General features: G+C 41.6%; 14 protein-coding genes. 12 read left to right on the top strand and 2 right to left on the bottom strand.

Annotated features, from left to right (window positions below):
- The first annotated feature begins 122 nt into the window (after window positions 1-122).
- The 9 genes from EI981_RS14635 (at window position 123) to EI981_RS29650 (ending at window position 8,939) form a co-directional block, all read left to right on the top strand.
- Window positions 123-797 carry a response regulator transcription factor gene (locus EI981_RS14635; protein ID WP_126999316.1) on the top strand — a complete coding sequence of 225 codons (675 nt, stop codon included), beginning with the start codon at window positions 123-125 and terminating at the stop codon, window positions 795-797.
- Entirely contained in the window at window positions 794-1,861 is a 1,068-nt protein-coding gene (locus tag EI981_RS14630) for a HAMP domain-containing sensor histidine kinase (protein ID WP_193556371.1), read from the top strand. The genes EI981_RS14635 and EI981_RS14630 overlap by 4 nt, the downstream gene beginning before the upstream one ends.
- Before the next feature lie 98 nt (window positions 1,862-1,959).
- Window positions 1,960-2,382, top strand: a complete 423-nt coding sequence (locus EI981_RS14625) for a MarR family winged helix-turn-helix transcriptional regulator (protein WP_162616182.1) — start codon at window positions 1,960-1,962, stop codon at window positions 2,380-2,382.
- A gap of 90 nt (window positions 2,383-2,472) precedes the next feature.
- Window positions 2,473-4,233, top strand: coding sequence for an ABC transporter ATP-binding protein (locus EI981_RS14620; RefSeq protein WP_126999312.1), 1,761 nt, complete (start codon window positions 2,473-2,475; stop codon window positions 4,231-4,233).
- Complete coding sequence (locus tag EI981_RS14615; RefSeq protein WP_126999310.1) at window positions 4,230-6,092, top strand: ABC transporter ATP-binding protein; 1,863 nt, start codon at window positions 4,230-4,232, stop codon at window positions 6,090-6,092. Before EI981_RS14620 ends, EI981_RS14615 begins: the two co-directional genes overlap by 4 nt.
- Window positions 6,093-6,322: 230 nt before the next feature.
- On the top strand, window positions 6,323-6,817 hold the full coding sequence (locus tag EI981_RS14610; protein ID WP_227011433.1) for a GNAT family N-acetyltransferase: 495 nt from the start codon (window positions 6,323-6,325) through the stop codon (window positions 6,815-6,817).
- Window positions 6,818-6,947: 130 nt separating this feature from the next.
- A complete protein-coding gene (locus EI981_RS14605) occupies window positions 6,948-7,751 on the top strand; it encodes a MerR family transcriptional regulator (RefSeq protein WP_162616181.1) in 804 nt (267 codons plus the stop codon).
- Between the two features lie 194 nt (window positions 7,752-7,945).
- Window positions 7,946-8,503 carry a GNAT family N-acetyltransferase gene (locus EI981_RS14600; protein WP_227011432.1) on the top strand — a complete coding sequence of 186 codons (558 nt, stop codon included), beginning with the start codon at window positions 7,946-7,948 and terminating at the stop codon, window positions 8,501-8,503.
- Between the two features lie 223 nt (window positions 8,504-8,726).
- Window positions 8,727-8,939 carry a hypothetical protein gene (locus EI981_RS29650; protein ID WP_227011431.1) on the top strand — a complete coding sequence of 71 codons (213 nt, stop codon included), beginning with the start codon at window positions 8,727-8,729 and terminating at the stop codon, window positions 8,937-8,939.
- Window positions 8,940-9,214: 275 nt separating this feature from the next.
- Here EI981_RS29650 and EI981_RS14590 read toward each other — a convergent pair whose 3' ends face one another.
- Complete coding sequence (locus EI981_RS14590; protein ID WP_126999302.1) at window positions 9,215-9,874, bottom strand: FMN-dependent NADH-azoreductase; 660 nt, start codon at window positions 9,872-9,874, stop codon at window positions 9,215-9,217.
- 206 nt (window positions 9,875-10,080) lie between these two features.
- On the opposite strand from EI981_RS14590, the gene EI981_RS14585 reads away from it, so the two are divergent.
- Window positions 10,081-10,590: an RrF2 family transcriptional regulator gene (locus EI981_RS14585; protein ID WP_126999300.1), complete on the top strand. Its 510-nt coding sequence runs from the start codon at window positions 10,081-10,083 to the stop codon at window positions 10,588-10,590.
- A 237-nt stretch (window positions 10,591-10,827) separates the two neighbouring features.
- Window positions 10,828-11,718, top strand: a complete 891-nt coding sequence (locus tag EI981_RS14580; protein ID WP_126999298.1) for a DMT family transporter — start codon at window positions 10,828-10,830, stop codon at window positions 11,716-11,718.
- Between the two features lie 212 nt (window positions 11,719-11,930).
- On the opposite strand, the gene EI981_RS14575 is transcribed toward EI981_RS14580, so the two are convergent.
- A complete protein-coding gene (locus tag EI981_RS14575) occupies window positions 11,931-13,358 on the bottom strand; it encodes an MDR family MFS transporter (RefSeq protein ID WP_126999296.1) in 1,428 nt (475 codons plus the stop codon).
- Window positions 13,359-13,524: 166 nt separating this feature from the next.
- Here EI981_RS14575 and EI981_RS14570 point away from each other — a divergent pair, with 166 nt between their 5' ends.
- On the top strand, window positions 13,525-14,073 hold the full coding sequence (locus EI981_RS14570; RefSeq protein ID WP_126999294.1) for a TetR/AcrR family transcriptional regulator: 549 nt from the start codon (window positions 13,525-13,527) through the stop codon (window positions 14,071-14,073).
- Window positions 14,074-14,155 lie beyond the last annotated feature (82 nt).

Raw genomic sequence — 14,155 nt, 5'->3', positions numbered from 1 at the left:
AGGGTAGCAGTGTAAAGTAAACTGAAAATCAATTGGGTGGATCGATGCAATTGATATTCAGTTTACTTTTTGAAGATAAAATTTAAATTGGCAATAATAAGGGGTAAATGGAGGCATTGAATATGCTGAAAATATTAGTCGTAGAGGATGATACTAACACTAGAAAGTTAATGTGCGCCGTTTTAAAACAGAACGGTTTTGAAACATACGGGGCGGAGGACGGCATCATCGCACTTCATTTAATGGAACAGCAGCACTTTGATTTAGTAGTACTTGATTTAATGATGCCGAATATGGACGGCTATGAGTTAACACGGCAACTCCGGCTTTCATGGGAGAATCTGCCCATCTTGATGGTTACAGCTAAGCAGGAGCCAAAGGACAAAAGGAAGGGTTTTCTTGTTGGTACGGATGATTATATGACAAAACCTGTAGATGAGCAGGAGATGATACTTCGTATTAAGGCACTTCTTCGCAGAGCAAAGATTGCCAGTGAACACAAGTTAACAGTCGACAAGGTCGTACTTGATTATGATGCGCTGACCGTATCCCGTGAAGATAAGGTTATTACACTGCCACAAAAAGAGTTCTATCTATTATTTAAGCTGCTTTCTTATCCGAATATGATTTTTACCCGTCTTCAACTTATGGATGAGATTTGGGGAGTGGAGTCTGAGACCGATGACCACACACTTAATGTTCATATAAACCGCTTGAGGGACAGATTTCGGGATTGGTCAGAGTTTGAGATTGTTACAGTTCGGGGTCTTGGCTATAAGGCGGTTAAAAAAACATGAAAGAATTTTTTAAGAAGCGCTTGAGTCTTGCTATAACATTGGTGATGTTTGTGTTCGGTGTTATGGTGTCAACATTTCTGCTGATCGGAGGGAGTGTTGTCCTATTGCAGCATATTGGAGTTATTTCTCTTTCGGATCATTTTGCACCGGAAACGAGAGGGAGCAATGGAAATCACATTATTCCGTTATTTATACTCTTTGGTCTCTGCATTTTGCTTGGAACTGCACTTACGGCCTTTCTCAGCAAAAAAGCGCTGAATCCCATCCGCAAGGTAATTGATGCCACACATAAGGTGGCTGGAGGTGACTTTAGCGTTAAGGTAGATCTAAAAGGCATTGGAGAATTGGAAGAATTGTCACAGAGCTTTAATAAAATGACACAAGAACTTTCGAGCATTGAAACACTGAGAAGCGATTTTGTCAACAACTTTTCCCATGAATTTAAAACTCCTATCGTCTCTTTACGTGGCTTTGCAAAACTGCTCAAAGAAAATAATCTTTCAGACGAAGAACGACGGGAGTATCTTGACATTATCATAACGGAATCAGAGCGTTTAGCAGCACTGTCCACCAATGTTCTTACTCTTTCAAAATACGAGAATCTTGGAATTGTTGTGGATAAAACCCCGTTCAGGCTGGATGAACAAATTAGAAAGTCAATCGTTTTAATGGAGCCCAAATGGTCTGCAAAAGAGATTACCGTAAATGTGGACTTAGATAAGGTGATTTATAGCGGAAATGAAGATTTGACACAACAGATATGGCTTAATCTTTTAGATAACGCCATTAAATTTACCAATAAAGGTGGCTTTATAGATATTACCCTTGCATATGAAAATGACAAGATTCGGTTTGTTATTCGGGATGACGGATCTGGCATGGACGATCAGACTAAAGCTCATATTTTCGATAAATTTTATCAGGGTGATACTTCTCATTCCAAAACAGGCTACGGACTTGGACTTCCACTTGTAAAACGCATAGTGGAACTTTGTGGTGGTAGCGTTAGCGTTCAAAGTCAATCCGGTAAAGGCAGCATATTTACCGTTGTATTTCCGTTATAAAAGCTTGCCTTGAACATCTCTTGACACGCTGCCTAACACCCATATATTATTAACAGTGTTAGTATTTAGCGCAGAAAGATGGTGAGATGATGAATTACATGGAGCTAGCTGAAAAGTACCTTCAAAGTATGTTTTTGTTTCACAAGTTAAGACCGCAGAAAAGAATTACCGAATCTATGCAGGGTGAGTTATTTGTCCTTCAATCCGTCTACCAACATGAAGGTGAAATAGTACCTAGTGAAATTAGCAAAATAATGGGTATTAGTTCCGCAAGGATAGCTGCTACCCTAAACAGTTTAGAGAAAAAAGGGCTAATCACCCGTCAGATTGACTTGAACGACCGTAGAAGGATTATAATAGGGCTTACTCAGGCTGGAAAAGATATGGCTGAAAAACACCATGAATTCCTTATGGAGGATACGGCCACTTTGCTCAGTCTTTTAGGTGAAGATGACGCAGTAGAATTTGTCCGTATTACAAGTAAATTTGCAGAATTATCTAAGGATACAGATTGGAAATAAACAACGGTTACCCCGAACGTAACCGTTTTTATTCTTCTTAAAGCTAACACTATTTAATTTTAGCAGTATTAACAAACAGGAGGATTGTACATGATAAGAATTTTCAAGTATCTCAAGCCCAAGGAATGGATACAAGCGGTTATCAGTCTTGTATTCATTGTCGTGCAAGTATGGCTTGATTTGAAATTACCGGATTACATGGCTGAAATTACTCAGCTTGTCCAAACGTCAGATAGTGAGATGAGTGAAATCTGGAAAGCCGGAGGTTATATGCTCCTGTGTGCACTTGGGAGTCTTGTGTCCGCTATCCTGGTTGGCTTTTTTGCAGCACGGATTGCATCGTCTTTCTCGCAAAGGCTTCGTAGTCTGCTATTTAACAAGGTCGAATCCTTTTCAATGGAGGAAATAAACCGCTTTTCTACTTCGAGTCTGATTACCCGTTCCACCAACGATATTACGCAGATTCAGATGCTTGTCACCATGGGATTACAAATCATCATCAAAGCACCGATCATGGCGGTCTGGGCCGTTACAAAGATTGCTGGAAAAGGATTTGAATGGACACTTGCGACGGGTGTAGCTGTTTTGATTTTGCTGGTCTTGGTCGCGTTTATTATGGTATTCGTCCTACCGAAATTCAGAAAAATGCAGACGCTCACCGACAACTTGACTCGTGTGGCTAGGGAAAACCTTACAGGCTTGCGCGTAGTTCGAGCTTATAACGCCGAGGATTATCAGGAACAAAAGTTTGAAAAGGCTAACGAAGAACTTACCTACACCAATTTGTTCACTAACCGTGCCATGTCGGTAATGATGCCGGTTATGAGTATGATTATGAGCGGACTTAGCCTTGCAATTTATTGGATTGGTGCCTATCTAATCAATGCGGCTGAAGCAACGGACCGATTGACGCTTTTCTCCAATATGGTTGTTTTCTCATCCTACGCGATGCAAGTCATTATGGCCTTCTTGATGCTAGTCATGATATTCATTATGCTTCCGAGAGCCAGCGTTTCCGCAAAACGTGTCAATGAGGTGCTGGATACGCAGCCGACTATAAAAGACGGTCATGTTACTGAGGGCTTACAGGGATTAAAAGGCGAGGTCACATTCAATCATGTCAGCTTTAAGTACCCGGATGCGGCTGATTATGTTATAGAGGATGTCAGTTTTACAGTAAAACAAGGTGAAACGATCGCGTTTATCGGCTCAACCGGGAGCGGGAAATCAACCCTTATCAACCTTGTACCCCGTTTTTTTGATGTGACTGAAGGCGAAGTACTGATTGACGGCGTGAATGTAAAAGAATATAGCATTGAATCGCTTAATAATAAAATCGGCTATGTGCCGCAAAAGGCAGTCATGTTCAAAGGAACGGTGAGTTCCAACGTAGCCTATGGAGATAATGGAAGCGCCGGTTACAATGAAGATGAAGTTAAAAGAGCCGTACAGATAGCACAGGGCGCGGACTTTGTGGAAAAGATGGACGATGGTTACAATGCGCTGATTTCACAAGGTGGCACAAATGTATCGGGTGGTCAGAAACAACGTCTCGCGATTGCTCGAGCAGTCTGCCGTAAACCTGAAATATATATCTTCGATGATTCGTTTTCGGCCCTTGACTATAAAACAGATCGTGTATTACGCAGCGTGCTGAAAAAGGAAACGGCTGGTGTGACAAGTATGATTGTAGCTCAGCGGATTGGTACCATCATGGACGCCGATCAAATCATTGTATTAGATGAAGGCAAAGTGGTGGGAAATGGAACTCACAAGGAGCTGCTCCGCGACTGTGATGTATACAGGGAAATCGCTATGTCACAATTGAGTGAGGAGGAATTGATATCATGAGTGAGAAAATGGAAAGTAGAAGACCCGCCAGAGGACCAATGGGGGGACCTCCCGGTATGCATGGTCCAGCCGAAAAGCCAAAAGATTTCAAAAATACATGGGGCAAATTGATTCTATATTGTAAAAATTATATGCCTGTCATTGTGATTGCACTCATCATCGCGGCTGTTGGTACTGTATTACAAATCATAGGGCCGGATAAATTAAAAGACATGACCAATGAAATTACCAAAGGGCTTCCCGCGCTAATCAACGGGCAACCTGTCGTAGGTGCAATTGATATGGATGCCGTTGTGAATATAGCCATTTTACTCGTATTCTTCTACGCGTCCTCTGCGCTGTTAAGCTTTGTTCAAAACTACATTATGGCAACAGTAACAGCCAAAATATCAAAAAATATGCGGACCGGCATTTCTCAAAAAATCAATAAATTACCGCTTAAATACTTTGATAAAACAAGCTATGGCGACGTACTCAGTCGCGCGACGAATGACGTGGACACTATAGGACAAACGTTAAATCAAAGTATCGGTACAATGGTCAGCGCAGTAACCATGTTTGTTGGCTCTCTGATTATGATGTTCTACACGAACTGGATTCTGGCGTTGACCGCAATCGGTTCTACCATTATCGGTTTTGTGTTAATGACGGTGATCATGTCAAATTCAAAGAAACATTTTACAGCACAACAAGAAGGCCTTGGTGAAATTAATGGCCATATTGAAGAGGTTTATTCGGGACATAATGTTGTTAAGGCCTATAACGGTGGCAAGGCGGCAAAAGAGATATTCGAGGGAATTAATAAAACGCTTTATGACAGCGGCTGGAAGTCTCAATTTCTGTCGGGATTAATGATGCCTATTATGAGCTTTATTGGAAACTTAGGTTATCTAGCCGTGTGCGTAGTCGGAGCAGTACTTGCCATGAACGGGACTATTTCCTTTGGTGTAATCGTTGCGTTTATGTTGTATATACGCCTGTTCACGCAGCCGCTTGCGCAGTTAGCCCAAGCAGCTCAAACGATGTTAAGAACCGCTGCCGCAAGCGAGCGCGTCTTTGAATTTTTCGAAGAAGAAGAAATGGCAGATGAAAGTGAAAAAGCAAAAAAACTTGCTAATGTCAAAGGCGATGTAGAATTTAAACACGTTAAATTCGGCTACGATAAGGATAAAACGATAATCCACGACTTCTCAGCAATGGTCAGAGCAGGGCAAAAAGTCGCAATCGTCGGCCCGACAGGCGCAGGAAAAACGACGATGATTAACCTTTTAATGCGTTTCTACGAGCTGGATGGCGGCGAGATATTGATGGACGGTATACCTACGCATCAAACCACCAGAGAAAACGTACATGAACAATTTTGCATGGTACTGCAAGACACATGGCTTTTTGAGGGAACGATCAAAGAAAACATCAAATACAGCAAGCAAGGCGTCACAGATGAGGAAGTCATTACCGCATGTAAGGCAGTGGGATTGCATCATTTTATACGAACGCTTCCCGATGGGTACAATACCGTATTGAATGACCAAGCAAGCTTATCGGCAGGACAAAAACAGCTTCTTACTATCGCGCGAGCCATGATCCAAAATGCACCGCTCTTGATTCTAGATGAGGCGACAAGCTCGGTCGATACACGCACGGAACGTAAAGTTCAGGAAGCGATGGATAAGCTAATGGTTGGTAGAACATCATTTGTTATTGCACACAGACTTTCGACCATACGCAACGCTGATATGATTCTTGTCATGAAGGATGGCGATATTATAGAAAGCGGCAATCACGTCGAGCTTCTAGAAAAAGGCGGATTCTACGCGGACCTGTATAACAGCCAGTTTGAAGTACAACAGGCTATATAGTTTTTCCGTCAATATTAATGCAGGTAGAACACCGATTTCAGCAACAAAGAAACGTAGCTGAAATCGGGCGTTTCTATCTGCCTTTTATTTTCGGCAATGTGAAATTATCTATTATAAGGTTGGCGGAGAGAGAAAGGAGCTTAATGGGAACTAACTATCTAGTCTCATGGCATTAAATCCAAAGGAATGAGGGGGATCGTACATATATGATATTATTGTTCTAATTCAACATGCACCAAAAGATATCAAAAAACGCTAAATTTGATGGAGGTATATATATGGGATTAAAGGTTGATCTATATTCGTTAACATACGACATGCTTGATGACTGTGTTGATTTATTTATTGATACTTTCTCAAAAGAACCTTGGAATGATGTCTATGAGTCAAGAAAACAAGTTGTAGATTTTTTTGAGAATCACATGAACAACAATTATTTTATGGGTTACGTTCTAAAAATAGGCGATGAACTTGTTGGATTGAGCCTAGGCGCAAAAAAGCCATATCTGAAAGGAATGGAATATTTCATTGATCAATTTTGTGTAAGTGAAAAATTCCAAGGACAAGGAGCGGGCAGCAAGTTTCTAGAGCTTATCGAATCTGACATTAAAAAGCAGGGTATAAACACTATCGTTTTAACAACTACCAAGGGATTCCCCTCTGAAAAATTTTATATTAAAAATGGATTCAAAACATCTAGTAATGCAATTCTTCTTGCGAAGTGAGCATACCTATTAATTATTATTTCTATACGGATTTAACAATTGCTTGAGTGGTTACTTCATTGGACCTATAGGCCAATGCTTTGCGGGAAATGCCATACCGTTTCAATTGGGAATGGAAGGAGGCGAGAATTTGGGCTATAAAATCGGCGAATTCTCTATAATGAACAAAATATCGCAACGGATGCTGAGATACTATGACGAAAAAGGGTTGTTGACGCCTAAAAAAGATGAGGCAAACGGATATCGATACTACTCCGCTGACGATATTCAGATCCTAAACACGATCAAAAAGCTCCGCAGATACCATTTTTCCATAGAGGACATCAAACTTATGCTGGAATCGGATGGGGAAGTAGTCAATGCCTTTTTTCAACAGAAGATCACCGAATTGCAGGAAATCGCCCAGGGGTATGCCAATGCGATTGAAGAAATGAAGCGTGCCGTCGAGGCTGAAAAGACGATAAACCGAGTACAAACATATCCAGTTTTTCAGGGAACAAGCCCATCTTTTCATGCGATATGCTTTCGCGAAACGGTGAATGAAGACGGTCTAGAGCTATTCATGGATCATCTTCAGCAGTCCGTCAAGCAAATGAACCCGGTGCTCTGTGGTCAACATTTTGCGATTTTTCATACGGTTCAGGAAGCGGATACGGAGCTCTACGATGTGGAAATCTGTCAACCCATTGATTGGAAGAAGGGAACGGACGATTCACGAATCCGATTTTTCAGGGAATCGCCTTGTATTAGCACCTTGCATCGAGGAAGTTACGACAGTATCAGCTACGCTTATCGCGCTTTACATGATTGGGCAACCGCAGGCGGGTACCCGATTCAGGGACCTTTTATAGAAATTTACCATACAGACGGATGGGTGATATCCAATGAGGAAGCGTTCGTGACGGAAGTGTGCGTATCGATCGGTGCCAAGTAGCATACGACGTTTCCTCCTACGGTTAAGTTGTTCTTCCCTCTTGAGTTTCACATCGTGTGAGAGTTTATACTGGGATTGCGTGCCCCCACAACAACCAACAGAGATAGAAGGGAATGAAGATGACGGAACCGATCACACTTGAGCCGATGCAACCGATTTACCACCGACAGGTCGGCCCATTGCTGGCTCACTTATTGCATGGAAAATTCCAGAACCTTACAAGTATGGACGGCGACGAGCTGGCTCTTTTTTTCGAACAATGGCTTGAACACGTTCCCGATGTGCCGGGAAATCGACGGATGGTCGCTTTGCAAGAGGGGAAGGTCATCGGCACCATCGCGATCAAGTGGCCGCCCCAATCCAGTGGCAGCGCGTCAAAACCACAGAAAACGCCAGCTTCCTGGCAAAGCTTTCGCCGCTTCGGAAGATGGAATTTGTTCAAAATGCGGATGGGGTTATCGCTATTCGACTATAAGCCGCAGGTCGGCGAGTGCTATATTGCAGACGTGGCGGTTCACCCCGATTATCGCGGCCAGGGATTTGGCAAGCTGCTGCTTCGCTGGGCGGAACAGTTTGCACAACAAGAGCCAGGAGTGGACCGCTTAAGTCTCTATGTCTCCGGCAAAAACCAGCGCGCCCGAAAACTGTACGAGCAGTTGGGATATACTGTCCGGTCGCATGAGAACAGTCTGGTGTGGCATTGGTTGTTCAATGAGAAAGAATGGAGCTATATGTGGAGGAGAGTGGAATGAAAAACAAGCTGTCCTGGGCGAAGCGGGAAGGCGTCAAGTTCTATGCTGTGAACGAGAAATATAGCGCAGGCAAGCCAAATGGTATAAGATCACAGTGGCAGCGATAGGCAGAACGATAACGGTCAAACTGCCAACGCACGGAGCTTTCGCCGTATATGATGAGCAAAGAGCATGCATGAATAATACGATCGGGGAATCCCAGTTTTTACATAGGAGGACACATATGAATAGTAAGGAATTGAAAAAGGTAGCGACTGCAGCAGCTTCACCAAAGGAACTAAATGACTATGTAGCATACGGAAGCGTGGGGGCGGCCATCGAAACGGTAGACGGCAATATCTATACTGGTATAAGTATAGACACCGCTTGTTCCATGGGATTTTGCGCGGAACATGCAGCGGTGGCGGAAATGCTGAAACATGGTGAATACGAGTAAAAGCCTTTGTAGCCGCTGATTCGGAAGGGAATGCCGTTCCGCCGTGCGGACGGTGCCGTGAGCTCATTAGTCAGCTGTCAAAAGAAAATTTAGAAGCGGTTGTCGAGGTGGAAAATAATACATTTGTTTTATTGAAAGATATTTTGCCCTATGACTGGAAAACCAATCGTGGGCGAGAATGGTGAACAATTGATGTGCTTCGGCAGTTCTTAAATGCTTGAAGATGATATCGTCAAGCAAGCAGCCGATCATTCAGATCGGCTGCTTCAATTTTCCTATTTAGTTGCTAATTTTAAAGCTTGCTCTTCAGCTTCTTTATACCCTTTTTGTAATACTTCATTCTTGTCCAGAACATCTATTCCTTGTACTCGAATAGTTTCAAAATCTTCGATTCCAATCAAATGAAACATGGACTTCAAAAATTTATGTGAGTACTCCACTTCGGTATAGTAGTCATTATTGGTGTATATTGATCCACTGGCTTGAATGACAACCATACTTCTTCCATCATTGAGAAGACCGACGGATCTTCTTCCATTGTCCGATGCAGTCTCGGTATATTTAAACGTTTCCCTTGAAATCATAATATTATCCATATAATCCTTTAGTTTTGAGGGGATATTAAAGTTATGCAGTGGATAAACAATTACGTACTTATCAGCACTTTTGAATTGTTTTAATATCTCATTCATGCGGTTTGTTATTTCTTTTTCTTGGTTTGTTAATTCTTTTCCTTCTGCTTGTTTCCTCCATGCGCTGAGTACATTTTTATCTAATAGGGGTACTTCGTCTTCGTACAGATTAATTTTTTCAATCACTTCGTCTTTTGAATGATTTTCTTTGTATACCTTTAGAAAGTAATTCAACACATTCAGACTGGCAGAGGTATTAGAATCAAAATCTGGATGTGCATTGATGATAAGTAATTTACTCATGAGTATTTTCCTCCTTGAATGAAAAGTATCTATATTAATTGTTTATTGTCGACCGATTTAATCGTCGATTAACTTGATCCATATTATAATATACACCGTCGTATGTCAAGAATACAGTCATTTAATCTATGTAAATTTACAAAATGATATGGATGCTATACTATATTTTTGTGTGCCTCTTAACATGAAAGCAGGTGATATGATATATGCAATACAGTGTAATGGTTGAATATGCTTTGCATAGCCTTGTTTATTTGATAGACATTCCAGATGAAGAAACTATAGGAATAAAAGACCTTTCAGAATTTCAAGGGCTTTCGGAGACGTATCTCTCGAAAGTTTTCGGTAAATTGTCTAGGGCTGGTATTGTGAGTTCAACACCTGGAGTAAAGGGGGGATATAAATTAGCTAAACTTCCTGAGGAAATTTCGTTTTGGGATGTAATTGAAGCAGTTGAAGGAAAGAAACCTATTTTTCAATGTAAAAATATATTAAAAACGAATTTAATGTATAGAGATAATGAAGAATGTACGTCATGCACTCAAAGCAATCCAATATGTACAATTAACTTAGTAATGCTAGAAGCAGAAGAGCATATGCGCGGAGCTTTACGCAATAAAACTCTTGCTTGGTTAAATCGGGAGCTGGATCATGTTTTGCCTGAGAAAGTACGAAGTGACAGTCGAAACTATTTTAGAAATAAAAAATCAAACTAAACTTAAATTGGGCGCAGCAGACCGGATGCCCGCCATTCTCACTTCAACTTAAAATTACATTAAGAGGAGGGTTGTAGATGTATAATTTTATTTCGCCGCCAGTAGTACCCCAACAGTAGAATCTACTGTCAAGGTAACTACATGATTTTTACTGGTCCTTCCATAGATTCTACTGTATGCGAGGGCAGACTATCTCATTGGTCTCTCCATCATATTAGTAGAAAGCGGGAATATAACGTGAAGGAAAAACTGTTTTTCGTGCTATCGATGATCATCTTCGGCGCAGTTGGCGTGTTTGCCAAATATATCGACTTGTCTTCCAATGAAATTGCATTGTTCTTGAGCTTGATCGGTAGCCTGTTTCTGCTTGTAATCTTTGTGTGGACGAAGCAGAAAGTGCCGTGGCGGAAGGTGAAGAAGAATGCCGCCGCATTGTTCATTGCTAGCGCGGCTTTGAGCGGCAACTGGATCTTTCTGTTTCAGGCATATAAGGTAACAACGATTGCCAATGCGGCGTTGAGCTATTATTTTGCACCTGTTCTAGTTATTATGCTCTCACCCTTCGTTCTGAAAGAAAAGCTGTCGCTCAAAAAGGCGGTATGTGTCGGCATTGCTTTGCTCGGCCTGTTCTTCATTTTGCGAAATGGCAGGATGGAAACAACGGGTTATCATCTGCTTGGCATCGGCTATGGACTCGTCGCGGCGTGTTTCTATGCCGTTTTGACGCTGGTCAACAAGTTTATTCGGGACCTGGACGGGATGACAAATACGATTCTACAGCTAGGCTTGTCGGTAGCAATGCTGCTCCCATTTGTTCTAATCACGAGTGGCTTCAATATCTTTTCGACCATCGGCAACTCAGTTATATTGATGCTCATGCTGGGTATCCTTCATGGTGGGATTGGATTTTATCTATTCTTTTCAGGAATGAAAGGGCTACAAGGCCAAAGCATCGCCGTATTGAGTTATATCGATCCACTAACCTCATTATTGATTTCAGCTCTGGTCGTAGGAGAGAAGATGACTTTGCAGCAATTGCTTGGCACTGTCTTGCTATTAGGCTCGACATGGATAAGTGAAGTTGGTGGAGAGAGAAAGGGGCTTGATAAGAGTAGAAATTCTACTTGAAGATTAACTTAAGAGCCCAAATGTCGAATGATCCAATTTAAGCATATCTTCCAAGACAACCTGGTGCCAGCAACTCATGGCGCTAGGTTGTTGAATTATATATTGTTCCTCCTGCAGGAGAAGGGTACCTTTCTCACGTCCTTTACTTTGTAATAGAGAAGAGACTGCTCAGCTTATTTGCAGCAGAGCAGTCCTGGAAGCAGCGCAAGAGGTTAAGCCGCTTGTTTTTCTTTTGTGTTTTTTCTTAGAAAGAGAGCTACTATCACGGCAATGATCGAAATGATGAAACCAAGCATGAACGTGTCACTGTAGCCTGCAACAGATGCCGATAATTGTTCAGTTACATCATCCGGGTTTGATGACTGCGCCAAATGACTATGAGAGCGTGCGGACATGGTCGCTATGAACAATGCTGAGCCAATCGCACCGGAAACTTGCTGCAACGTACTGAAAATAGCAGATCCATGTGCATAATATTCAGGTGTAATTTGGTTCAGTCCATAGGTTTGGACGGGAACAAGAACGAGCGCCACACCTAGCATTAATAGACAGTGCGTTAAGATGATTTGCAGGCTCGTCGACTCTAGTGTAAATCCGGTAAAGAGATACATAGCAATGCTGACGATCAATAAACCTGGAATAATAACGACTTTGGCTCCGAATCGATCAAATAGTTTTCCTGTAACAGGAGACATCAGTCCATTAAGTACACTTCCGGGCAGCATAATGAGTCCTGATTGAAATGCGGTCACTAGCAGCACGCTTTGCATAAACATAGGTAATAAAGTGATTGTTGAGAACATCGCCATCATAACAATAATCAATAATATAATCGAGAGAGAGAACAACGGAAATCGGAAGGTGCGCAATTCCAAAATTGGGTTTGAAATACGCAGTTGCCGTACTGCGAATAATATCAAGGACAGGCCGCCAATAATTATTGACCAATAGACTTGCGGATCTGACCAGCCTCCGGTTCCTGAAGCACTGAATCCATATACAACACCGCCAAAACCTAATGTCGATAAAATAATAGATAGCACATCAATTTTGGGTTTTGTAATTGTGGTTACATTTATAAGATAGTAATACCCGATGATGATGGAAATGATAGTTATGGGAATCGTTGAATAGAACAACCAGCGCCAATCCATAACATCAATAATAAGACCTGAAAGTGTAGGCCCGATAGCGGGGGCAAATGTAAATATTAAGAATAGCACCCCCATAACCGAACCTCGTTTTTCCGCGGGATAAATATTTAACAACGTATTCATCAGCAGCGGTATAATTAGTCCCGTTCCAATGGCTTGAATGACTCGACCAATTAATAAGAAGATAAAAGAAGGTGACGTTGCAGCAACGATCGTGCCTATTAAAAAGGTTATCATTGCAATGGAAAAAAGCTGTCTTGTAGTAAGCCATTGTTGAATTACAGCTGTTATGGGAATGAGTGCGCCGACAACTAGTAGGTAAGCCGAGGTTAGCCACTGAATTGTGGTGGCGCCGACTTGGAACTCCTTCATAAGCACAGGCAAGGCATTACCTAGCAATGTTTCGTTTAATGTCGCTACAAACGCACCCATCATGAGGGCAAACATGATAGGCATTCGTTTCACTTTTTGTAAATCCAAATTCATATGAATGTCTCCTTTTTGTACAATATAGGTTGAGTGCTGGATCGTTTCCCATTATAATGATCCTTCTCACGGCAAAATAGATTCAACATATCTTTTTTGGGTAGTTAGGAGACAGAATCACATAAATGTCTGAGAATCGAAAGGGATAGAGGGAGGGGAAATAGGGATGGATTTAAGAAAACGCCGTTCCATGCAGTTGTTATGGAGAGCCCTTTTTGATCTAATGACAGAAAAAAAGATAGGATTTTCTAAAATTACCGTAGATCAAATTTGTGAGAAAGGAATGGTTCATCGTTCAACGTTCTATAAGCACTTCGATGACAAATTCAAATTGCTGGAGTATGGAGTAAGTCAACTGATGGAGCCCTATTGGGATATTCCATTAGAGAAAAGGATATTAAATCCCTTTGTCTGGTCCAATCAATTTTTTGAAGGTTCTGAGGCTGATCAGTTGATTCGTTCTCAGCAAAATGATGAACTTTTCTTTGACTGTATGCATACGTTCTCAATGCGTTTCTTGAAAAAAGATGCCTTAAGGTATATTCAAAATGCCAAAACGATCGATATTCCGGATGATTTGTTAGCCGAATTTCATGTGTCTACAATGGTTGCATTAAGCGAATGGCATCGCAAAAATCCGCATCAGGCGAGTTGGGTGCAAATGGATCAGTATTTTAATAGATTAGTGAATGATCATATTTTTGATGCTAAGTAAAACAAAATAATCTTATAAAACGAAAGCACCGCAGGCAGCCTATTTCGGCAGCCTGCGGTTTTATTGAGCGGTGGTAGAGGTA

The sequence above is a fragment of the Paenibacillus lutimineralis genome (genome assembly GCF_003991425.1).
Taxonomy (GTDB): Bacteria; Bacillota; Bacilli; order Paenibacillales; family Paenibacillaceae; genus Fontibacillus; species Fontibacillus lutimineralis.
Note: the sequence above shows the minus strand (reverse complement) of the source record. Positions and strands in the feature narration are given on the sequence as shown.